Here is a 22,800-nt window from a genome sequence, read left to right as displayed (position 1 = left end):
TGTAAATAATTAAGAATTCAGATTTGGAATGTAGAATGGTTGGCGGGAGCTTCCCGCCCCCTTTTCAAAAGGCGTCGCAGACCGACAGTTCTTAATTCATAAATCTATATTCTTCATTCCCCTACTCCCCTTGCGCTTCGAGGAAGCGTTCGGCTTCCAGCGCGGCGGCGCAACCGGTTCCGGCTGCGGTCACCGCCTGGCGGTAGATTGCGTCGGAAACATCGCCCGCCGCATAAACCCCTTCGAACTTGGTCTTCACGCCATCGGCGATCAGATAGCCGACCTCGTCCTTTTCCAGCTGCTCGAACGCCTCGGTGTTCGGCTTGTGGCCGATGGCCGAGAAATAGCCGGCCGCTTCGATATCGGTTGTTTCGCCGGTCTTCGCATTCTTGATGCGGACGCCGGTCACCCCGGAGTCGTCGCCGAGGATTTCATCGATCACGGAATCCCATGCCATCTCGATTTTCGGATGGTTGATGGTACGGTCGGCCATGATCTTGGAGGCGCGCAGCTGGTCGCGGCGATGCACCAGCGTGACCTTCGATGCAAAGCGCGTCAGGAACATCGCTTCCTCGCAGGCGGTGTCGCCGCCGCCGACAATCACGACCGGAACATCCTTATAGAAAGCGCCGTCGCACGTGGCGCAGGCGGATACCCCGCGGCCCATGAATTTTTGCTCGGACTCAATGCCGAGATATTTGGCGGTCGCGCCGGTGGCAATGATGACGGTCTTGGCTTCGATCGGATCGCCGGCCATCATTTCGAGTTTGAAGGGGCGTTCGGAAAAGTCGGCTTTTGCAACCGCATCATACTGCAGGAACTTGGCGCCGAAGCGCTCGGCCTGCGCCTTGAGCTTATCCATCAGCTCGGTGCCGTCGATCCCGTCCGGGAATCCCGGAAAGTTTTCGACTTCGGTGGTGGTGGTGAGTTGCCCGCCGGGCTGCATGCCCTCGATGACGAGCGGCTCGAGGTTGGCGCGGGCGGTATAGATCGCGGCGGTCATACCGGCTGCACCGGCTCCGATGATTACAACTTTTTCCATAATCAGTTCCTTCTGTTTGGATTAATGGTTCGATAGCCTACCGAACCAACAATCCTGAATCAAACCGCCAATCGATTAATGTGGGGCAGACATTCCTGCCTGCCCAGTTCAACTGAAGGGCAGGCTGGAAAGCCTGCTCCACGAAATTACGACGCCTTTGCGGCGGCGATCTGTTTTTGGAATTCCGGCACGATCTCGTGCAGGTCGCCGATGAGGCCGAAATCGGCAACATCGAAGATCGGCGCGTCGGGATCCTTGTTGATCGCGATGATCATGTCGGAACTCTGCATGCCGGCGAGATGCTGGATGGCACCGGAAATGCCGCAGGCAATGTAGACCACCGGGCAAACGGTCTTGCCGGTCTGCCCCACCTGGTGGTGGTGCGAGATCCAGCCCGCGTCCACCGTGGCGCGCGAGGCGCCGACAGCCGCGCCGAGCTCGGCGGCGAAGTCGTAGATGACCTTGAAGTTTTCGGGCTTTCCAACCCCGCGCCCGCCGGAAACGATGAACTGCGCGGCGTTGAGGTCGATGCTGTTGGTGTCGGCTTCGTGAACCGATTCCAGACGGCGCATGCGTTCCGGCACACCGGACAGATCGACGGCATAGGGCACCTGCTCGCCGGCTTCGTTGTCGGAGAGCTTGTTCTTCTTGAAGACGTTGGAGCGGACGGTGGCCATCTGCGGACGATGGTTCGGGCAGATGATGGTGGCCATGATGTTGCCGCCAAAGGCCGGGCGGGTCTGGAGGAGGTTGCCCTCTTCCACATCGAAGTCCAGCTCGGTGCAGTCGGCGGTGAGGCCGGCATCGACCATCACGGCGACGGTCGGCGCCAGGCTGCGGCCGATGGTGGTGGCGCCGTAGAGGACGATTTCCGGCTTCTTCTCGTTGATCAGCTGGGCGACCGCACGGGAATAGTAGTCGTTCTGGTAGTCGGCCAGTTTCGGATCGTCGATGGCGTAGACCTTCTTGGCTCCGAAGTTGTAAAGCTCCTGGCAGAGTTCCGCTCCATTGGCGGACGGAAGGACGGCACAGAGCGTGTAGCCCGATTTTTCGCAAAGCACCTGGCCTTGGCTAAGGAGTTCCTGCACCACACCGGCAATCTTGCCTTCGCGCTGTTCCGCGTATACCCAAAGTTCTTTTTCTGCGCTCATAGTATGTGCTGCCCTTTCAGTTTTCCGATGAGTTCGGTGATCATGTCGGCGGGTTCGCCGGAGAGGATTTCCTTATTCAGCTTGACCGGCGGCGCGAAGACCTTGGCCACCTTGGTCGGGGAGCCGGCGAGACCGATGTTGCCTTCGTCGGGCTGAAGCTCGTCGAAGCCCCAGCAGGGGATCTCGGCCTTCTTGGCGGCCATTTTTTTCTTGAGCGACGGCATGCGCAGCTCGTTGGCTTCCTTCACGACGGTGAGGGCGGCGGGTTTGTCGACATCCCAGATTTCGTAGCCGTCTTCGGTCACTTTGTTGACCTTGAAGGTGTCGCCGGTAACTTCGATGCCCTTGGCGTAGGTGAGCATCGGGATGTCGAGGAAGTGCGCCACGCCGGGGCCGACCTGCGCGGTGTCTCCGTCGATGGCCTGTTTTCCGAAGAGGATCAGGTCGATGTCTTCGAGTTTCTTGATGGCCAAGCTGATGGTGTAGGACGTGGCCCACGTATCGGCGCCGCCAAACTTGCGGTCCGAAACCAGGATGGCTTCGTCGGCGCCGTGCGAGAGCGCCGTACGGAGTGCTTCCTCGGCCTGCGGCGGCCCCATGGAAATCACGATCACCTTTCCACCGTGCAGATCCTTGAGCTGCAGTGCCATTTCGAGCGCGTTTTCGTCGAACGGATTAATGATGGATGGAACCCCTGCGCGATTCAGGCGATTGGTCTCGCGGTCAATCGTGACCTTGTCTGAATCGGGCACCTGCTTAATGCATACTACGATGTTCATGAACACCCCTTTCCCGAGTTGATAAACAAAAGCAGGAGAATATGGAAACCGCCAGCACCGCTCAAGACCAAACGCGCACAAACCGTCTGGATCAAACCACGGGTAGACTGTAAATCAAATGTCCGAAATTCGAGCGAGAAGAACCCCATGCCAGAATGAACCTTATTCTACATCGACCAAAACGAAGAAAAGGAGCATCGGCATGGGGCAGAGGAAAGTAGCAACAACGACCGCAAGGGCAAGCAGTCGAACACCAATACATGACCGAAGCGGTAGCCTTTCCTGTATTTAACTTATTTTCAATCATTTACAACTATACCCCCGCTCCGAAATATCCTAATGTTGATCCATAACAGGAGGGTTTCATGAGAGGACGTACCGTTGGTTCAGTGATCGTTGCAACAACCGCAGCCTGCCTTGTCCAGGGCTGGACACCCAAACCGGTCGAGGATGATCCCCTCGTTCGCATGCCCGGCACCCAGCCGGGACAGGTCGTCGATCTCGAATCCGACAAGCAGTGCCTGAGTTGCCACGGTGGCAGCACCTATGAAATGGAAAACTGGAAAGGCTCGCTGATGGCGCAGGCCAGCCGCGACCCAATTTTCTGGGCGGGAATGACCGTTGCGGCGCAGGATGCCGTCTGGGCACTCGGAACGCCGAACGCCGCCGATATCTGCGTCCGCTGCCACTTCCCGCAAGGGTGGCTGGACGGACGCTCGGATCCCGTAAACTGCACCGATATGCGCGGCGAAGATTACGACGGCGTCAGCTGCAAGATTTGCCATTACATGTATGACCCCTTCTACCAGGCCACCTACGACGGCACGCGCGAGGGCAACGACTGGGTTGGATATTGGGACGAGAACGGCAACCTCCAGGGCGCGGTCGACGACACCCGCAACGCCGACGCCGAGGCCGCTTCGGCCATCACCCATTTCCGAGGGGACGCCTTCTTCACCAACGACGCCCCGAAGAGCGCAAGCTATACAGAAAACGGCGGGGGCCACATGTTCATCGTTACCCACACGACGGGCATCAGCGACGGGAAACGCGCCTCGTTCTCGGATGCCCCCGCCAAGCACGACTGGCTCTACAGCCGCTACCACAAAAGCAAATACATGTGCGGCACATGCCACGATATTTCCAACCCCGCCCTGGCCAACTTGGACTACATTGGCACCAACGCCAGCCACGGTGTCATCCTTCCCTCGGAATCGCAACCGGCCTACAGCTATGCCCACGTGGAACGAACCTTTTCCGAATTCATGCTTTCCGACTTTGGACTTCAGGGCGGCACCGACGGCACCGGCCCCTACCATCCCAGCAAGTTCAACACCTCGCATGCGGAGAACAAAATTGCCACCTGCCAGGATTGCCACTTCCGCGACATCGAAGGCGTAAGCTCGGCCAAGCAAGGCAAGGTTCGTCCAGGCGATTCGACGGCGCACCCGCTCAGCGGCGTGCCCGAGCACCGCATGATCGGCGGCAACCTCTGGGTGCCCTACCTACTCGCCAGCATTGAGCCCACCTCGCCCAACTACAGCCCGGCCAACGAGGCGCTGCTGAAGCAGGGCCCCGCCGCCCTGACCCTGGACTTTTCCCAAGGCGAATCGCTGGATCCGTTCCTTCTGCTTGAAACGATCGAACTGTCCGGCCAGATGCTGCAGGACTCCATTTCCATGGACGACGCGAACTACAGCCTCGACGACGGCGAATTCACGATGCGTCTGCAGAACCACACGGGCCATAAGCTGATTTCCGGCTATCCGGAAGGACGACGCATGTTCCTGAACGTCAAGGCCTACGCCAACGACGAGTTGATCTATGAAATCAATCCCTACGACGATGCCGTGGGCACGCTCAAGGGACTCGATGCGGACTATTCCCCCAACAGCCCGGCTCTAAGCGACTGGGAGGAATACGAGGACGAGCTCGTCTACGAGGTGCATCAGGCCAGCTCAGTCCTAACCAACGAGCACACCACCTTCCACATGGCGCTGGCCACCCACCGCGTAAAGGACAACCGCATCCTGCCGCGCGGCTTCCGCATTGCCGAAGCCGCCGACCGGCTTTGCGAACCGGTCTGGCACGGCCACTCCGACACCAACATCCACCATGAAGAAAACTTCTACACCCAGGCTGAATACGAAGGCGGCTTCGATGAAATCGAAATCGAACTGCCCAAAGGCACCGAACGCATCGAGGCCGTACTCTACTACCAGACCACCAGCCGCGAGTTCATTGAATTCCTGCGCAACGAAATCAACGGCGCCGGCACGCTCCCCAACGTCCCCGGCGCGGGGGGCGACCTGCCCTACCTTGCCCAGACCGACCCTTGGTTTTCCGGCCTCAAGGCCTGGGGCGACACCATCTGGCAACTCTGGGACAACAATAAGCACATCCAGGGCGCCGCTCCGGTGATGATGACCAACACCCTCGTGCAGCTCGATGTTTCCGACACCGACTCCGACGGCATCCCCGCCTACTGGGAAATCGAGCACTTCGGCGGCGCCACCAACGCCCTTGCCGGTGTCGACTCCGACGGTGATGGCGTGAACAACCTAGGCGAATACATTGCCCTCACCGATCCCCACGACGACGAATCGGTCTTCACGTTCACCGCCGAATTCGAGCAAACCGACAGCGCAACGGAAGCGACCGCGGAATTCGAAACCCACCGCTCGCGCGACTATGCCCTGGAGGAAACCACCAACCTGACCATGTCAGCGGCGTGGACGAACGTCAGCGGCTACCACCGAGGCATCGACGACGAAATGGAACTGGTCAACACCAACGCAACCGAAACCGGGACGTACCGCGTCAGAGTAAAACTACCTTAAACAAATCAAATGAGCCGAGAGGCTTCACGAGTGAGCCCTGAGTTTATTACGAACCACGAGGAACCAAACAGCAGGCCCACAGCAAAAACACACCTAAAAGCGTAGCACCTTGCGTATATCGCCTCATTTGAACGTGTTATAAATTTTTTCAAAGCTCAGCACCTGTTATATTTTCGGTAAACGGAGAGGGGTCGACATGAATACACATCGTTCCAGACTGGGCTTATTAAACGGGATTCTTGTATTGGGACTGGCTGCGAGCCTTCAGGCCAAGCCGGAATTCTGGGAAACGGTTTTTCTTACCGCCTATCCCGAACTCCATGATACGCCGGTCAATCTGCTCAGTTCAGTTGAAACCAGCGAAAACGCCCTGAAGCCCAACCATTGCGGGATCTGCCACCTGGATTTCAGGGGCGGCGGTCAGCGCAACGGTTTCGGGTCGCTGTTCCACGAATATGTGAAGAAAAATGATGTTGATGTTGCCTTCACCAAAGCAATCTACGACCCCGACAACAAAGGCAGCACGGATCCCGACAGCGACGGCGCCACCAGTGCGGACGAACTCTTCGACACCACGACATATTCCAACACACCAACCCTCCCCGGTTGGTCGGCGGGCAACATCAACCAATCCTCACAATGGAACAAAAACAACGAATTTCCCGGTTTCAATGCCGAAGTGTCTGCATACCTGACACCGATAAGCGGCCCTGTAACCGACACCGACCCGCCCGTCATCACAATAACCTCGCCGAACGGCGGTGAAACCGCTACCGGCAACAACTCCTTCCCCATCACGTGGACGGCAACCGATGCGAGCGGCATCGCCGGCATCAACCTCTATATCTCGCTGGACAACGGTGCAACCTACAAACCCCTTGCCCTCAACCTGCCCGACTCGAGCAGCTTCACCTGGTTTGTTGAAAACCGTCCCTCCAGCGATTGCCGGATCATGGTCGAAGCCACCGACACCCTGCTGAACCAGACCAATAAAACCAGTGCATCCACCTTTACTATCGTTTCGCCGGCCGGAGGACTGGCCCCCACCACCCTGCGTGACTTTGACCAGCCCGGTTCACAACCCCTCGTTGATTCCGGTCAGGTGCTTGGCCAACCGGGTAGTTGCGCAGGCTGCCATGGCAATTACGATGAGGCGCACGAACCCTTCTTCAACTGGCTCGGCAGCATGATGGCGCACGCCTCGCACGATCCCATCTTCCAGGCCAACATGGTGATTGCCAACCAGGACGCCCCCGACTCGGGAGACCTCTGCCTGCGCTGCCATAATTCACGCGGCTGGCTAGACGGTCGCTCCGTTCCTACCGATGGGTCACAAATGACCACCCTCGACGACATCGGGGTGGCCTGCGACCTTTGCCACCGCATGGTTGACCCGCTCAACCACCCCGGTGCCCCGGGGATCGACACCAGCATCCTTGCTTCACTCGATGCGGTTCCCACCTCACCCGGAACAGGCCGATATGTCATCGACCCGGAATCCAACCGGCGCGGCCCGTTCGACGACACCATCAGCCCCCATCAGGATCTATTCTCACCTTTCCACCGCTCCTCCGCCCTTTGCGGCACCTGCCACGATGTCAGCAATCCGGCCTTCCAGCGCGACGGCACCAACCCTGAATATCTGCCGAATGATTTTGATGCAGCGGCAACCAACTTCTCGCCGGAAGTGCTGGCTCCGGTTGAGCGCACCTATAGCGAATGGCTGCACAGCGCATACAACACAACCAACGGCGTTTATGCCCCGCAGTTCGCGGGCTTCAAGGCCGACGGCATGGTTGCCAGTTGCCAGGACTGCCACATGCCCGACACGCTTGGCCATGGTGCCAACACCAACCTTTATCCCGTGGCTCTGCGCCCCGACATGCCGCTGCACGACATGACCGGCGGAAGCTCCTGGTTGCTCAAAGTGATGCCAACCGTGACCAACTTCCCCTATGCCGCCGGAACCCCCGAGGCAACGGCGCTCACGAACGGCGCCGAGCGCGCCGACTACATGCTGCGAAAAGCGGCCCGTATGTCTGCTGAACAGGTAGGCGACGACCTGAATGTAATGGTGGTGAACGATACCGGCCATAAGCTGCCCACCGGTTATCCCGAAGGCCGCCGTATGTGGATCAACCTACGCTTCTACGATGCCGGTACAAACCTCCTTGCCGAGCACGGCGGATACGACTATGGCAGCGGGTTGCTGACCAACAATACGACGGTGTACGAAGTCCATCCAGGCATTGGAACAAACCTGGCGGCCACACTGAACTCGCTCAACCCCGGCCTCAACATCGAACCGGGGCCGTCGTTCCACTTCGTACTGAACAACCAGATATTCGAAGACAACCGCATTCCTCCGCGCGGATTCATAAACAGTGAATTCGACACGTTCGGGGGAGCCCCGGTCGGACACCATTACGATGACGGACAGTATTGGGACAATAGCCTCTATCCTATCCCGGAGGGAGCGGTCAGCGCCCATGCCCGGCTCTACTACCAGAGCACCAGCAAAGAATTCATGGAATTCCTGCGTGATGAGAATACGACCGACAACACAGGCACCAATGTCTATAACCTCTGGCTTGCTAACGACAAATGTCCACCGGTGCTCATGACCGAAGCCTTCTGGCCGGAAAACTTCACGATCGATTCCATCGGCCCGGTTGACGGGAATAATATGGGAATCAGCTTCAACTCTATTTCAGGCTACACCTATTGGGTTGAATTCACAGATTCCCTTGCAAGCAACACAGTATGGAAGCCGTTTGCCAGCAACAGCTGGTTCGAGGTATACGGGAGTCCCAGCATCGTTACGGACGACTACTCATCCGCCACATCCGGTGGCGCTCCAACCAACGGGCACCGGTTCTACCGCATCCGGCGCTGATTCCCCGGAAAACAGAGGCTCTTCGCTACAAGGCCTCCAGGGATGACAAGCCGGCGGGATCGCGGACGACCTCCCGGCTCCATTGCCTAACCAGCAACTGCGGATAGACCGGGAAGATATTGTATTTCCGGGCAAGCTTCCTGAAGTCGGCATCCTGTCCGGGAAAACGATGGCCCAAGGCCATGCACAGGAGCGCTTTTTCGGATGCATCGACGTGCAACCCCGTAATTTGATCCAGCTCGGGCGGGGTGTCGGATGCGAGCAAACCGGCCATCCTGCGCTCGGACAAGGAGTTGCCCCCCACCTCATCGACGGCCTTTTCATAATGGAGCTGTGCGAGATCGAACTGTTTTTGTTGCATCGCGGCGCAATAGAAGACCAGGTGCTCCCACCACGCATGGTTTTCATCCTTCGTCAATTCCATGTCGGCCTCGGGGATTTGGCCGGCATGGATCAGTTGCCGGAACCGTGCCGACGGATCGCCGGCCTCGGCAATGAGTCCGAGATAGGCATCGGTGTTGCCGACGGCATAATAGCGAACGGCGTTGAGTGCCGACAGCCATTGCGGGGAGCGGTTGCTGAAATCGATAGCGAATTCCTCGGCCTCGCGGTGGTATCCGGCCAACGTGAGGCTGAGTACGCGCAGGCTGGCCGCCTCGAAGGAATCCACAGGGGTGGAATGCAACAGGACATCGTAGTTGCGAAGCGCCATCAGGGTCTGCTCGCACACGTTGCGGAAATCGTCGTTTGCAGGGTCGGCGGCAACCGCTTTTTGGGCATAGGCCAACGCCTGGCCATATTCCCCATGCGCAACCAGATCGCTGGCAACGGCGTGGTATCCGAGTCCCCCCATCCCCTGCCCCTTTTCGGAATGGATGAAAAACTTGCGTGCGTCGGTGTGGTTTTCCATCACCCGGCCAAGCAGGTAGAATCCCGCCGGATCATCGGGGTGTTGCTTGCACCATGCCGTATACTCCCGCAACAGGCGGTTGCCGGAACCGGCGAGCAGGAAATGATCCTGGTAGTGGAGGTGCCATGGGAGCAGGGCCGGCGAAACGGAACAGCCGGTCATCAGGAACGATGCCACCTCTTCATCGGTGGCGCCATCCAACGCCCCCCGCAGCAAGGGCACCACCTCTGCGGTCGCGGGATTCATCGCTAAGGCCCGGCGGGCATACTCCTGCGCGCCCGCGCCAAAACCCAGCTGATTAAGCCGGTCGACCACCGCCATATGCGTTTGTGGCCGGAATAGGTTGACGCGGCTATTCACCTCGGCCTCGTTCTCTTTTTTATTGAACGAGAAGAGCGGATGCCCCACCGAGGAAAGCCCATGCACCTTTTGTCCAAAGCAATAGGTGGATCCGCCGCCATCCCCCGCTTCATCCTGGATGGTCAGAACCGCCATGGCGTCTGGATTGATCACCAAAAGGTGCTTTTCCAGCAATTGCCTGAACAACGGGATCCCATAGGTGAATTGGTGGTTGGGGTGGCCTTCCATTCGTAGCTCGTGCGCACCGAGCTTGAGCTTGACCTGGCGCCGTTCCCCGGATGCAAGTGTGTAGGATTTGGTATCCAGCACAACGCTGTATTCCTGCAAGGAACCATTCACGATCCATGCCCGATGGGAGCGAAGGGCAACCATGCCCTGCATCACAATGAAAGCCGCCGCAAACGTCGCAACCGATAGCAAGGGAACGTAGGCCTTGAATGCGGTTTCCGGTTGAACAGCCTGCTTTCCGAGGTTCGGCGATCCGGCCAGGGACTCCTTCAGCCGATGGCAGAACTCCAATAATTCCTCCGCCTCTTTCCCCGCCCCGAGAACGATCGCTTTTCGGGCGTATTGCATGCTTTGTTCATAGTCGCCAAACCGGCAAAGCCCTTTTGCAATGAGGTGCTGGATTTTCGGGGACGTTTCGAACCGGGCCGCATGGGAACGACGGACATCGTTGAACCAGATGGCTTCATCGAACACCATAAGCGTCTGGAGTGCGTGGCAACAGACTTCCGGATCGTCCTCATTGGAACTAAACCCATCAACCATCAACGCCAGCTGTTTCTTGTGCTCCCGCGTGTGCTTCTTGAGTGAAATCACGCCCCGGTGCCCGCAATGCGGACATTCATCCATGATATAGTATTGTCCCCATGGCAGTAGCGGGAGCCTGTAAAAATGGATAAAGCGGGTCGTCGCATAGGAAGACAGAACCTTGAGTCTCCGGCATTCCGAACATCGGTTGGCATGGGAAACCACCTTGGACTTCCCTACATATTCCATGTTGAAACTACCATTCACGCCGAACACCCGCCTTTCCATTCACCGGTTTGGTCCAAAATACAACTTGCTTAAAAATCGATAAAAACCGTTTTTTACAAAAGCCTTTTCCGTACCACTTACTAAAAAAACATTTAAACGGGGCGTGCGCCGGCACTTGCCCTTCAAAGCAAAGCCAATCGGTTAAAATCACAATAGACTGCAACGCTGTACATTACACGAAACCAATAAAAAAACATGGAACCAAAACTTTTTGGCATTTTTTTTGCTCATTATGGGAATGAGCCATTTCTAATTTTCAGGTTTGAGAATCGTTCGGTTTCAAATTCTCTCACTTTCGAGTCATGGAGAGTCTCATTCTGGGTAAATCAGGGAAAACACCGGGAAATGCCAACAGGGCATGCTTAATGCTTTATTTTTGTGAGTGAAAAATACCGACAAGGAAAACCAACCATGACCACCAAGGAGAAGAGGGCAAGCTTGGCAACGACTTCAACATCCATGCGAAGAAAAGGTGGAAGCTCCATTGTCGAAGTGCTTGTTGCCTTAACCGTGTTCGCCCTCTTTGTTTCGGGGGCCACCAAGATGATGCTGGCGCATCGCCAAATGTCCGATATGGCGCGCGAACACTACACCGCCGCCAACATTGCCAAAAACCGACTGGAGCTGATCCGCTCATTTGAATTCGGCCAGGTGGACAGCTTTTTGGAGAACAAGGTGCCGGTGGACAAAAGCGGAGCCCCGGATCCCGAAGGATATTTCCGGCGCACCACGCAAGTCGACTCCATTAATGACAACCTGATCGAATTGATCGTCACCGTTGAGATCCGCGACCGTAAAACCCTGGGTTTCGACGGCAGCAACGAATATCTGAGAACCTTCTTTGCGCAATACCTGACCGAGGACTCGTCGGTCGGCGGCGGAGTGGCGCCAAACTCCACATCGTAAGGTGAAACCATGAAAAGAAAACGATCCCAAGGATTCACCCTGCTGGAAGTCATCGCATCGGCCTCGTTGCTGGTAATGGCGATGGGCATGGCCATTACGGGATATATTTTCACCTTGAAAAACGTCAACGAAGCCGATGTGCAGAACGATCTGGACATCGACTTGCAGCTGGCGATGGAACACCTGAAGAGAGACCTTCGCCTTTCGTCCCTCGACACCATCTTCTACCACCCGGTCGGAGGCGGCCCCTACCAGGCCATCAGTTTCCCCATGGCCTACGACAGCACCGGCGACGGCATTGTGGAACGGGATGAAGAGAACAAGATCATTTGGGATGAAACCATCATCTACCACATCCGCCCCGGCGACCCGGACAAGCTAGTGAAAACCACGTTCAGCCCGCGCGACAACACCCTCACCGATGCCCAGCGGCAGGAACAACTCGATAAAGTGGTGGATTCCGGTTCCGGTAGCGGCACCTATAATGGAAGCAATGCAAAATCGAAAATTTTGTTCGCCAATCTGCTGGATTGGGAGATCAACCCCAAGGCCGGACGGTTCGATGCCTATTCCTCGACCGTGACACGGGACCGGGCGAACCTTGGCTACATGCTGCTCGACCCGGGCGAACACAAGATTACGTTCACGGTGGTGGACAAGCACAGCAAGAGCACGGGCTACAACATCGGAATCGACCAGCTGGTGGTATCCGGTTCCGCCAGCCCGCGCGAAGCCGAAGAACAACTTCCGGCCACCTCGCAAACCGGGGCCTCGGCCATCAACCAGTATGTCACGGAAGGATCCTGGAAGGGCAACCGCCAGCTCTACTTCCCGGCCTCTTCAATCGGAAGCAGCTTCACCCTCGTCATGGAAAACGACCGCTGGGAGGAAACCAACTTCAGCGGGCTGGGCTACCAGGCCAAGGATGCCCGGGTGGAATTTCTCGACACCATCAGCCCAAGCGATTTCGTGGTGCAGCTCGATGGCATGGATTATACCTGGGAAGCGGAAAAGCAAGCCGGCTCGCTGCCGGTCTCCCCGCCCGTTGGCCTGATGCAAAACTGGGTGGTGCGCACCCTGCAAAAAGGGGCCGATCTCGCCGACAACGGCAACTGGTTCGCCTACAACGGACGGAAATGCCGCCTCAAGTTCCAATCCGCCGAAAACGGCAACTTCAGGGTTACCAATGTATTCATCGGAGAGTCGGCGGCGTCGGAAGTAGCCAGTATGGATTTCGATCCAGCCACGATGACCGTAGTGAAGTTTGGGGGAAGCATTGGGAGCCCCACCGTCGGCCCCGGCACCAGCTTCTTTTCCGACTGGATCGATTTCCCCATCAGCAAAGACAAGAACTACCTGGTTTCCTACCGCATCGCCAACAACGCCGACAAATGCCAGCCCGCCAAGTGGAAGGATGTCTGGCCCAACGCCGCCATGACCTGCCAAGTGATCACCGATGCCCCCAGCCTCGTCGAAGTGGCAAAGGATCCAACCTGGGGAGACCGCTCGGAAACACGCATGGACATGGATGCCATTCTCGGCCTGGCGGCCATCGAGGCCAGCTTCCCTTCGAACGGGACGTACAGTTCCCAGATTTTCGACACCCATCTGGACAAGCCCACCTACGGCGACATTACCTGGAACGCGGATGTGCCGTCCGACTCGACGATTGCGTTCAAGGTAAGGAGCGGCAGCCAGCCCGATCTTTCGGACGCGGACGACTGGGAAACCATTACCGCCTTCACCGGATCTTGCCGGGTTCCGGGCAGATGGGAACGCTATGTCCAGTTCCAGACGCTCCTTCAATCCAGTTCGGACGGACTGTATTCCCCTATTCTCAGGAATGTCACGATCGACTGGAATGGCGAAACGCAGCTGGTCAATATCGGTGGCATCTTCACGAAAGGCCCCGACTACGGAACATTTGAAATCAGCGTCGATGGAGAACCCTTGCGCTCTGCGCTCATCATCGACCTGGAAATCTACGACGATGTGACCCTATTGGATGGAAAACGGCGAAGAATCACTTCATCGCTGAAAACGGAACTGACACCGCGAAACAGCGGTATGTAGGAAAAGGAGTACTCCCATGAAAGAACGTAACACAAAGAACGGCTACGCCCTGCTCACGGTCATGTTCATCATCATGGCGCTTGGAGTGGGCGTGGGAATACTGGCCCAACTCGGCCAACAACGCGTGTTCGATGCCAACCGCCAGACCGACCGGGTCAAGGCGCTCGCCTACGCCGAAGCGGGGATCGACTATGCCTATTCCATCCTATCGACGGATTTCTCCCAACGTGACAATCCCGATGCGTTCTCCTTCGATCCCGATGCGGAGATGGCCTCCGTTTCTTCGCTTAGCTCCGCAGATAGCTCATACGGCGATGGAAACTTCTCCATCAGCCTGACCACCATCAGCAACCGCTACGTGATCATCAATTCCGCAGGAAGCGTCGGTAGCCAGACCGTCCAGGCCGAAGTGCTCGTGGAAGACATCTATGCCGGTAGTGGAACGGAAACCAGCGACAACGGCTATGAAGACATGGAAGGCTTCAACTATGCGATTCTTTGCGGCGGCAACTTTGATTTCAACGGGTGCGGTTCCATTTTCAGTCCGGCAGGAAATGCCCTCTTCCATGCCAACGGAAGCATGGACCTGGGAGGAACCACCGACGCCCTCATCAACCTCTCCTCTTCCGCCAGCATCGATATCGGAAACAACGTAATCATCGGCGGCGACATTACCGCGCCCGACTTCGGGAAAACCAAATGGAGCAAGGTCACGGTGAAGGGGACCAAAACGCAGCGGGCCGTTGCCCCTGTCGCCATCCCGGATGTCGATCTCACCCCCTACTACAACCATGCCCTGAAAAACGGCGAGGTCTACAGCAGCATGCCCTCGGGCAACCGATCGCCCGCAGGTGGAATCCTCTGGGTCAACGGCGATGCCGAGATTAAAGCAACGATCAATGGAACGGTCATTGCCACCGGCGACGTCCAGGTGAATACCGGAGCCGCCATCGTGACCCCGACCTCCGACTTTTCATTCAGCATCGTCTCCCGCGATGGCGACATCACCATGAACGGCGGGGATGTGAGTGGCCTGATCTATGTAAAGAGCGGCAACTTCAACTATCAGGGCAACGGATTCATCCGGGGCCAATTGATCGTCAATGGCTACATCAAGAATGCCGGCAACTCCGATATCATGGCAGGATATGAGCAGCACATCCCGAAACCGCCCACGAGCAGCTCAACCCCCGCGCAATGCCTACCGCTGATTTCCGCCTGGCAGAAATAGTCCCCCCCCCCCCAACAAACCCAAAACGAACCCGAAATTCGGAACAATGGATTTCGGGTTTTTCCTTGTGGAACGTGAGAGGCCGGATCCGGAATGGGCTTTCCCTCCCCGGATCTCGCCTTTGATTCTCACGCGAGATCGCGGTTCGGAAGGATCGTCCTCTCTGTGGTGGGAGCTTTCAGGTTAATTGCATATCAATCGTCCAGCAGGACATAGATATCGTCGCTGTCGTAGCGGTTGGGGCCGACGCCATTGGGGCCGAACGAACCAACCACGGGACGCATAACGCCGCCCACCCTGTAGTCCGGGTCGAAAAAGTAGGGATTGCCCCAGGGATCAAGCCGGTCACCATTGTAGTAGGGCCCCTTCCAGCCGGTATATGAACCATCCGTTCCAACCAAGCCGGACGTATCGCCCAAAAGATCCCATATTTCCGTACTCCCGCCATTGTTCCGGGCCTTCTGGTTCGGCCATCTGCCGGTATCCCAGGCCAGTTGGAGCGTTGCGGTCGCGAGGATTTCCACCTCGGTCTCGGCCTTCTTCACTTTCCCCTTGTTGGTTGCCGACAACACGGCAAAGCTTCCCATTGCCGCCAACACTCCAATTGCAGCAACTACAATCATCATTTCATTCAAGGTATAACCGTCTTTATCCGTGCGAACCATTGCAACCTCCTTGGACATGGAATCCCATAGAGTTTTACACTTGCATTTTGAATGCCATGTCACCCAAAGGTTGACACTCAATAACCTTCGCATTGCCGAGTCATCCAGAATTCCACCCATCCAATCATCCGAAACCATAAAGTTAACGGCACAGGTTCCAAACGCTTTCGATTGACTCACCCCGAATAAAATACCAATACTCCGATCATTATTTAAGGAGAGCGATCCCATGGATTTTGACGTCATTGTTATCGGAGCAGGCCCCGGAGGTTATCCGGCGGCGATCAAGGCGGCCCAATTGGGTGCGAAGACGGCCATTATTGAACGGGAATGGTTGGGTGGCACCTGCCTGAACTGCGGTTGCATCCCCACCAAGACCCTCATCGCCGGAGCCGAGGCCTATCAACAAATCCTCCATGCCGAAACCTTCGGCATCAAAGTCGGAAAGCCGGAAATCGACTATCCCGCCATGAAAACGCGTAAGGACGGCGTGGTTCAAAACCTGCAAAGCGGCATCGGTTCCCTGCTCAAGGCGCATGGCGTGGCCGTCTTCGAAGGAACCGGCTCATTCCAGGATGCCAACACCATTGCCGTGAAATCCAACGATGGCTCCAGCCAAACCATTACCGGAAAGAACATCATCATCGCCACGGGTTCCACCTCCACGGTTCCCGGCTTTATTCCCAAGCACGAGCGGATTGTCGAAAGCCGCGCCTTTCTCGAACTGGAAAAACTGCCCGAAAGCCTGCTGGTGCTGGGCGGAGGCTACATCGGCTGCGAGCTCGCCTGCATGGCCGCCGGCCTGGGCGTGAAGGTGACCATTGTTGAACTGCTGGCCGATGTGCTGATGCTGCTCGACAAGGATGTCCGCCAGGTCGTGAAAATGCACATGAAGGATTCGCTTGGAATGACCCTGCTCACCGGCGACGCCATGGAAGACATCCAAGCCACGGATGCCGGGGTAACGGCGAAGGCCGGCGACCAGACGATCGAGGCCGACATGCTGCTGGTGGCGATTGGCCGCAGCCCGGTGACCGACGGCCTTAATTTCGAGGCTGCCGGAGTGGCCGCCAACGAACGCGGCTACATCGAGGTCGATGAACTCAACCGCACCAACGTGCCCCACATCTACTGCATTGGCGATGTTTCCGGCCGCATGCAGCTCGCCCACGCCGCCACGTCGCAAGCCATGTATGCCGTCGAACACGCGCTCAAGGGCGAGGAAAAGATCGAAGAAGTCGTCATTCCCGGCGTCATCTTCACCTCTCCCGAGGTGGCGCTGGTGGGGCTAACCGAAATGGATACCAAGAAACTGGGCATCGAAACCAACATCGGAAAATTCCATTTCCGGGGACTTGGCAAAGCCATGGCATCCAACGAAACCGAAGGATTTGTGAAGATTATTGCCGACAAGGCAACCGATCGCATAATCGGTGCGCAATGCGCGGGGCCGCATGCCACCGATCTGATCAGCGAAATGGTCATTGCCGTGCGCGAGGAGCTGACGGCCGAAGAGCTGGGCAACACCGTGCACGCCCACCCCACCTTCGCCGAAATCTGGATGGAGGCGGCCCACGCCTTGCATAAGGCCTGCATCCACGCCCCACCCGCCCGATAGCCCGGCCTCCGCAAGCATGGGGCGCGGTTCATCCAGCCAATCATCATACTTATGCAAGTAAGATATTCATTCCCAACCCTGAATACGTGCATATTCATCAACATCATACTTATGCAAGTATGATATTTAACAAAGGTGCGCCCAACATCGGTTTGCGCCGGGATTATGCCTCCTCCGTCCAAGAAAGCGGTCAGATAACGTCCCCTTTTCCAAACGCTTTTTGCGTTCCAAGGGATTGACCCGTGAGAGCCAAACCGATACGTTTCGCGGCAATTTACTAAGGAACCAGAGCAACAACGTAAACATGCGCAAAATTCTCCTCCATCTCATCCCCCTCCTGATCACAGCCACGACCGGTGTTGCACAAGACACCATCAAGCTTAAGAATGGCGACATCCTAAGCGGAAAAATCCTGAAACAGGATTCCTACACCGTCTATTTCAAGTCCGACTCCTTTGGTTCCGTTAGCCTATATACACGGGACATTGCGAAAATCACCGTATCGACCGAGGAGTTGGGCGAAATCGAGGTGCCTGCCGAAGCACTTGCCCCGGTGGTCGAAGAAAAGCCCCTCCCTGCCGTTGAGGCCCATAAGCCCGATCTGGCGAAGCATCCGCCAAAGGAAAACAAACAGTGGTCGGGCCAGGCCGGACTCTCCTTTGCCATGCGCGAGTCGAACTCGCTCCAACAAAAAAACGACGGGACGCTGCAGGAGACCGAGGAATCGTTCGAAACCTACCGCATCAATGGCAACATTGCATGGACCGGAGGCCAGAACCAACTGCGCTGGGACCTGAACTATCGCTACAGCAAAAGCGACCTTCGAAAATATGACGACCTGTTTAACGTAAAACAAAACTACAACTATACGTTCAAACAAAAAACCTACTACACCGAGGCAAAAACCCTATTCCAGCGCGACTACCGCCGGGGCATCGAAGAGGAATTCCTCCAAACGGCGGAACTGGGGATAAACTGGTTCAAGAACTCGTCGAAATTCGAACTGTCAACCTCCGTGGGCGGCGGTTACCACGAGTATAACCGCGTCAAGCGCGACTGGCAGCAGAACGTGCTGGCGGAATACGACGAAGCCATGCCCAAATTCGTGCTGGACCAAAACCTGAAGTGGCAGTTGGTCAACTCACTTACGTTTATTGAGAAATACACCCACTTGGGCGATCTGGAAAACTACCACTTCCTCTTTACCGCCGGGCTGGAGAACAAGCTTATCCAGGAGCTGTTCCTGCGCGTCGAATACCGGCTGGAGCGCGACACCGAGATTGCCTACGATGGCAAGGGCTACTATGACCGGGCGCTGCTAACGAGCATACTCTACAAGTTTTAATCCTAAATCCGGGAATGGGCATGAGGAACCGTGCGTCTACGACGCATGCGCTTTGACTCGTTGGGGGCGTGGACTCGAACGGCTTGTAGTCAGCCGCTGAGCAGGATTTCGGTTCCAGGTGGAAGCCCGTCGATGGTCGACCCGGCTTGATGGATTTGCGAACCGGTTCTCCGTTTTCTATTTTCGTATCAAGATCGACACCTGACTTGATGCGAACCGATTCTCCGTTTTGTTAATCTCAACCGTTCCAACAAGTTGCGGAATATCGCGAAAAATCTGGGTCAATTCGACCCGGTTTTCGCTTTTTGAAAAGCATCAAGGCCGCTCCACCGAGCTTGATGGAAAAGCGAACTTGAGCCCCCTCGCAACCCCAGTTGTTCAGAAGCGTTTCCATACCCTTCAAAACACGGTTTGGGGTGGCTGGATACGCCCGGTTTCGATAGGTTTACGAACCCTTTTACTTTCCGGGGGGTACGGAAACATATCAGCGTACTTAACGCGTTGGGTTTGAGCGAAGGGTTCAAGGATATATGAGCGGTTTTTTGGTTCATCACGGAAGTGCGACCTCACAGGCGTCTGCTCGTTGATAGGTTCGGCAAGTCGTAGATTTTCAGATGCAGGTACCGTTCATCCCGATAACCGTAGGCCTGGCGGGTCAACCAACCGATCTTGTTGTTGAATCCCTCCTGGCTGGCGTTGGTGAGATAGCCATGTTGCCAGTAGGCCAACAGCCCGTCCATGCGTCGCCGAATGGTCCTGGCCATCTGCTTCAGGCAGGCAATCCCTGATTCATCGGCCATGGCGCACCATTTCTCGAAGGCCAATTTCGCCACGGTTGCGCCGTTGGCGATGCGGTAGATGTTGCGAAGGTATTCTTTCATGGCCGAGGCCGTTCCGAGGTCATCGAACTCACCTCGCAATTGATCGAGTTCCCCTTTGGCTTCAGCAGATAGGTTCTCCACGTTGCGCAGCAGCAGCCAGCGCTTGTTCTTGAGTTGTTTCTTCTGTTCGTCGCAGAGCTTGTTCATCGTGCTGCGCCGCAGCTTGTCCATCCGCTCGTTCATCAGCTTGATGACGTGGAAGTGATCGTAGACGATGTCGGCATCGGGCAGCACGTCGGCTACCCATGCGCTGTAGGAGTTGGCCATGTCAATGGCGACGGCCTTGATCTGCTTCGCCTTGCGCTTGATCCGCTTTCGGAACTTCTTGAGGGCGTCGCCGCCTTTGCCCTTGCCGATGAACAGCACTGCTCCCGATTCCAGATCGCGCACTACGGTGATGTAGCCGAGCTTCGAGCCGAGGTGGACTTCATCGATGCCCAGATACGCCACGTCGTCGAGCCGCACCTTCTTGTACTTCTTTTCCAGCCAGGCTTTCTCGATGTTCTTCACCGTTTCCCAATGCAGGCCGGTAAAATGCGCCACGTCGCTGATCGACATGGCTTTGCGAAGCCCGAGGACGAAGCGGGCGGTCCACTTGGTATAGCGCACGTATGGATCGGGGCAGAATGAAACGGGTTCATGGCTGGAAGACCCGCATTCCCGGCAGCGGATACGCCGGGTAGCGACGCGCATCAACGTTTTTTAAAACCGATGCAAAGGCCTCGGATATCGCGCGTCCTGCCGGTTTCGATGATCGAAGTGTGCCTCGATCGGCACTGCGGGCAAGCCAGTTGCTTGGCAGTAGAGTGCAGATAGTAGATCTCGCAATCGGCTGTTCGTTCCGTTTTTTGGTATTTGTAACCGCGGATTCCTTGGGTATGGTGCAGGGAGCTGGTTGTCATCTGTTTCCTTTCTTTGTTGGAGAACTTTTAAGGGAACGACAACCAGCTTCTTTTTTCAACCCTCAGGTCGCACTTCCGTGATGAACCGGTTTTTTGAGAATGTTTCAGGTGTTTGAGAAGTTTTTTGAGGCGCCTGGCCGGAATCATTTCGTACTATTATCGTTCCGGCGCTTAACTCACGCTCCCCCTATTTTAAGGCATTCCTGCTCCGGACTAATTTCCGTGGAGGCCAAATGTTAGATAAATGTAACTATTTATGCCGAGTAATATCGGAAATATTATGATTTCCATTTTTGATATGTAAACTTTGAGTTGGAGAATACGATGAAGAGCAGACTCGCAGGCATCCTTTTAGCATCCATCGCCGGCATAAGCCTGGCGGCGGAACGACCGAACGTTATTTTGCTGATGACCGACGACCAGGGCTACGGCGATATGTCGTGCCATGGAAACCCGGTGCTGAAGACGCCCGAGATCGACAAGCTCTATGCTCAGTCGGTGCGCTTTACCGATTTTCATGCCGCCCCCAAGTGCACCCCGACCCGGGCACAGCTGATGACCGGGGTTGACGCCATGCGCAACGGGGCAACCCGCGTATGCCAGGGCCGCTCGCTTCCGCACCCCGATTTTAAAATGATGCCGCAGTTTTTTGCCGATGCGGGCTATGCCACCGGCTTGTTCGGCAAATGGCACCTGGGCGACAGCTATCCCTATCAGCCGCGCTTTCGCGGTTTCCAGGAAGTCCTGTCGTTCCGCGCGTGGGGAATCACCTCGCTGGCCGATTATTGGGGCAACGATTATTATGATCCGATGCTGGAACTGAACGGAGTTGATAAACCCTATACCGGTTATTGCACCGACATCTTTTTTGATGAAGCCATGAAATGGATGCAGCAGCGCAAAAAGGAAGGCAAACCGTTCTTCCTGTACCTGCCGACCAACACGCCGCACGTTCCGGAACAGGTGGCCGACACCTATTCAACACCGTACAAGGGAAAATACAAGGGCATGGATATCCCGGCCGACTTCTACGGCATGATCGCCAATATCGATGAAAACATCGGCAAGCTTGAAGTGTTCCTGAAAAAGCAGGGCTTGCGCGACAACACCATCCTGGTCTATCTGGCCGATAACGGAACGCAGAACCGCAATGCCATGACGCTCTTTAACGCCGGAATGCGCGAGCACAAGGGCTTTCCGTACGAGGGCGGGCATCGGGTGCACCTGTTTGTCCGCTGGGAAAACGGCAAGCTGAAACATGGAACCGATATTGCTGAATTAACCACGGTACAGGATCTTCTTCCAACCCTGATGGATCTATGCGACCTGGAGGGCGATCGATCGGCCTTCACGGGAACCAGCCTGGCCAGCCTGCTGAAAGGTGAACAGGAAAAGCTTCCGGAACGCATGGTGGTTTCCCAGATTGGATATACCTGCCAACTCTGGCAGCAGGCGGTTGTGATGAAGGATACCTGGCGGCTGATCAAGGAAATGAAGAACAAGAAAAAGAAAATCACTGGTGGAATGGCACTCTACAACATTGCCGAGGATCCTGGTCAGACCCAAAACGTCTACACCGAATATCCGGAGATCGCTCAATCCATGGAGGCCTATTATGAGCAGTGGCATGCGGCCGCTCGGCCGCTCTGGGAAAAGAAGCGCTACATCACCATCGGCACCGATCATGAAAATCCGTTAAAACTGTATTCCAACGATTGGCAGGGCGATTATTGCGACAACCCGCAGGGCTTGATCGCGGGGAAGGCAAAGGGGTACTGGGATCTTATTGTTGACCGCGACGGAACCTACGAAATCGAGCTGCGGCGCTGGCCGGAAGAGTCCGGGAAACCCCTCATCGACTCTTTTGATGAAACCTCAAACAAGGGGGCCCTCCCGGTGGCCAAAGCCCGGCTGCAGGTCGGCGAGTTTGACCAAACTCTCGATACGCAGCCTGAAGCTACCGTCGTGCGGTTTTCCACTCCCCTCAAAGCAGGTACAACCACACTGACCGCAGACCTGCTGAATAAACAGGGCAACGTGATTTGCGGAGCGATGTACGTTAAGGTTACGCGGAAGTAGCCCGCACATTTTCCAGGCATTGGAAAACACTCTTCCAATGCTTGGAAAACCTACTGACCGTTTTTCCAAACATTGGAAAAC

14 protein-coding genes are annotated in these 22,800 nt (G+C 56.3%); 8 read left to right on the top strand and 6 right to left on the bottom strand.

Going from position 1 to position 22,800, the window contains the following annotated elements; genetic code table 11:
* Positions 1-121: 121 nt before the first annotated feature.
* The 3 genes from trxB to E9954_RS04925 form a co-directional block, all read right to left on the bottom strand.
* The gene (gene trxB / locus E9954_RS04935) at positions 122-1,042 is read right to left on the bottom strand and encodes a thioredoxin-disulfide reductase (RefSeq protein ID WP_136078109.1); all 921 of its coding nucleotides are present in this window, start codon (positions 1,040-1,042) and stop codon (positions 122-124) included.
* Positions 1,043-1,188: 146 nt separating this feature from the next.
* Positions 1,189-2,193 (bottom strand): electron transfer flavoprotein subunit alpha/FixB family protein, encoded by a 1,005-nt coding sequence (locus E9954_RS04930; RefSeq protein ID WP_136078108.1) that lies wholly within the window; start codon positions 2,191-2,193, stop codon positions 1,189-1,191.
* Positions 2,190-2,972, bottom strand: coding sequence for an electron transfer flavoprotein subunit beta/FixA family protein (locus E9954_RS04925; RefSeq protein WP_136078107.1), 783 nt, complete (start codon positions 2,970-2,972; stop codon positions 2,190-2,192). Before E9954_RS04925 ends, E9954_RS04930 begins: the two co-directional genes overlap by 4 nt.
* 365 nt (positions 2,973-3,337) lie before the next feature.
* Here E9954_RS04925 and E9954_RS04920 point away from each other — a divergent pair, with 365 nt between their 5' ends.
* Together E9954_RS04920 and E9954_RS04915 are read left to right on the top strand one after the other, a co-directional pair.
* Complete coding sequence (locus tag E9954_RS04920; RefSeq protein ID WP_136078106.1) at positions 3,338-5,812, top strand: multiheme c-type cytochrome; 2,475 nt, start codon at positions 3,338-3,340, stop codon at positions 5,810-5,812.
* Between the two features lie 196 nt (positions 5,813-6,008).
* The gene (locus tag E9954_RS04915; protein WP_136078105.1) at positions 6,009-8,708 is read left to right on the top strand and encodes an Ig-like domain-containing protein; all 2,700 of its coding nucleotides are present in this window, start codon (positions 6,009-6,011) and stop codon (positions 8,706-8,708) included.
* A gap of 25 nt (positions 8,709-8,733) precedes the next feature.
* Here the strand turns inward: E9954_RS04915 and E9954_RS04910 are convergent, their stop codons facing one another.
* Complete coding sequence (locus E9954_RS04910) at positions 8,734-10,998, bottom strand: tetratricopeptide repeat protein (RefSeq protein ID WP_168441976.1); 2,265 nt, start codon at positions 10,996-10,998, stop codon at positions 8,734-8,736.
* Positions 10,999-11,430: 432 nt separating this feature from the next.
* On the opposite strand from E9954_RS04910, the gene E9954_RS04905 reads away from it, so the two are divergent.
* From E9954_RS04905 to E9954_RS04895, 3 genes are read left to right on the top strand one after another with little or no spacing between them, the layout of a single operon-like run.
* The gene (locus E9954_RS04905; protein WP_136078103.1) at positions 11,431-11,925 is read left to right on the top strand and encodes a type IV pilus modification PilV family protein; all 495 of its coding nucleotides are present in this window, start codon (positions 11,431-11,433) and stop codon (positions 11,923-11,925) included.
* A 9-nt stretch (positions 11,926-11,934) separates the two neighbouring features.
* A complete protein-coding gene (locus tag E9954_RS04900) occupies positions 11,935-13,998 on the top strand; it encodes a PulJ/GspJ family protein (RefSeq protein ID WP_136078102.1) in 2,064 nt (687 codons plus the stop codon).
* A gap of 16 nt (positions 13,999-14,014) precedes the next feature.
* Positions 14,015-15,229, top strand: a complete 1,215-nt coding sequence (locus E9954_RS04895) for a hypothetical protein (RefSeq protein ID WP_136078101.1) — start codon at positions 14,015-14,017, stop codon at positions 15,227-15,229.
* 194 nt (positions 15,230-15,423) lie between these two features.
* On the opposite strand, the gene E9954_RS04890 is transcribed toward E9954_RS04895, so the two are convergent.
* The gene (locus tag E9954_RS04890; protein WP_168441975.1) at positions 15,424-15,894 is read right to left on the bottom strand and encodes a prepilin-type N-terminal cleavage/methylation domain-containing protein; all 471 of its coding nucleotides are present in this window, start codon (positions 15,892-15,894) and stop codon (positions 15,424-15,426) included.
* Positions 15,895-16,123: 229 nt separating this feature from the next.
* Between E9954_RS04890 and lpdA the strand changes: the two genes are divergently transcribed.
* Both lpdA and E9954_RS04880 read left to right on the top strand, forming a co-directional pair.
* Entirely contained in the window at positions 16,124-17,512 is a 1,389-nt protein-coding gene (gene lpdA, locus E9954_RS04885; RefSeq protein WP_136078099.1) for a dihydrolipoyl dehydrogenase, read from the top strand.
* A gap of 304 nt (positions 17,513-17,816) precedes the next feature.
* On the top strand, positions 17,817-18,857 hold the full coding sequence (locus E9954_RS04880) for a DUF481 domain-containing protein (protein ID WP_136078098.1): 1,041 nt from the start codon (positions 17,817-17,819) through the stop codon (positions 18,855-18,857).
* Positions 18,858-19,423: 566 nt separating this feature from the next.
* Here E9954_RS04880 and E9954_RS04875 read toward each other — a convergent pair.
* On the bottom strand, positions 19,424-20,431 hold the full coding sequence (locus E9954_RS04875; protein WP_136078097.1) for an ISL3 family transposase: 1,008 nt from the start codon (positions 20,429-20,431) through the stop codon (positions 19,424-19,426).
* Positions 20,432-20,964: 533 nt separating this feature from the next.
* Between E9954_RS04875 and E9954_RS04870 the strand changes: the two genes are divergently transcribed.
* Complete coding sequence (locus E9954_RS04870) at positions 20,965-22,719, top strand: arylsulfatase (protein WP_136078096.1); 1,755 nt, start codon at positions 20,965-20,967, stop codon at positions 22,717-22,719.
* The last annotated feature ends 81 nt before the right edge of the window (positions 22,720-22,800 follow it).

Source organism: Pontiella desulfatans (assembly GCF_900890425.1).
Classification (GTDB): domain Bacteria; phylum Verrucomicrobiota; class Kiritimatiellia; order Kiritimatiellales; family Pontiellaceae; genus Pontiella; species Pontiella desulfatans.
This window is presented reverse-complemented; position numbering and strand designations above follow the sequence as displayed.

Coding starts and splice junctions, on each gene's coding strand:
- trxB (WP_136078109.1), bottom strand. CDS start 1,042: ATGGAAAAAGTTGTAATCATCGGAGCCGGTGCAGCCGGTATGACCGCC.
- E9954_RS04930 (WP_136078108.1), bottom strand. CDS start 2,193: ATGAGCGCAGAAAAAGAACTTTGGGTATACGCGGAACAGCGCGAAGGC.
- E9954_RS04925 (WP_136078107.1), bottom strand. CDS start 2,972: ATGAACATCGTAGTATGCATTAAGCAGGTGCCCGATTCAGACAAGGTC.
- E9954_RS04920 (WP_136078106.1), top strand. CDS start 3,338: ATGAGAGGACGTACCGTTGGTTCAGTGATCGTTGCAACAACCGCAGCC.
- E9954_RS04915 (WP_136078105.1), top strand. CDS start 6,009: ATGAATACACATCGTTCCAGACTGGGCTTATTAAACGGGATTCTTGTA.
- E9954_RS04905 (WP_136078103.1), top strand. CDS start 11,431: ATGACCACCAAGGAGAAGAGGGCAAGCTTGGCAACGACTTCAACATCC.
- E9954_RS04900 (WP_136078102.1), top strand. CDS start 11,935: ATGAAAAGAAAACGATCCCAAGGATTCACCCTGCTGGAAGTCATCGCA.
- E9954_RS04895 (WP_136078101.1), top strand. CDS start 14,015: ATGAAAGAACGTAACACAAAGAACGGCTACGCCCTGCTCACGGTCATG.
- E9954_RS04890 (WP_168441975.1), bottom strand. CDS start 15,894: ATGGTTCGCACGGATAAAGACGGTTATACCTTGAATGAAATGATGATT.
- lpdA (WP_136078099.1), top strand. CDS start 16,124: ATGGATTTTGACGTCATTGTTATCGGAGCAGGCCCCGGAGGTTATCCG.
- E9954_RS04880 (WP_136078098.1), top strand. CDS start 17,817: ATGCGCAAAATTCTCCTCCATCTCATCCCCCTCCTGATCACAGCCACG.
- E9954_RS04875 (WP_136078097.1), bottom strand. CDS start 20,431: ATGCGCGTCGCTACCCGGCGTATCCGCTGCCGGGAATGCGGGTCTTCC.
- E9954_RS04870 (WP_136078096.1), top strand. CDS start 20,965: ATGAAGAGCAGACTCGCAGGCATCCTTTTAGCATCCATCGCCGGCATA.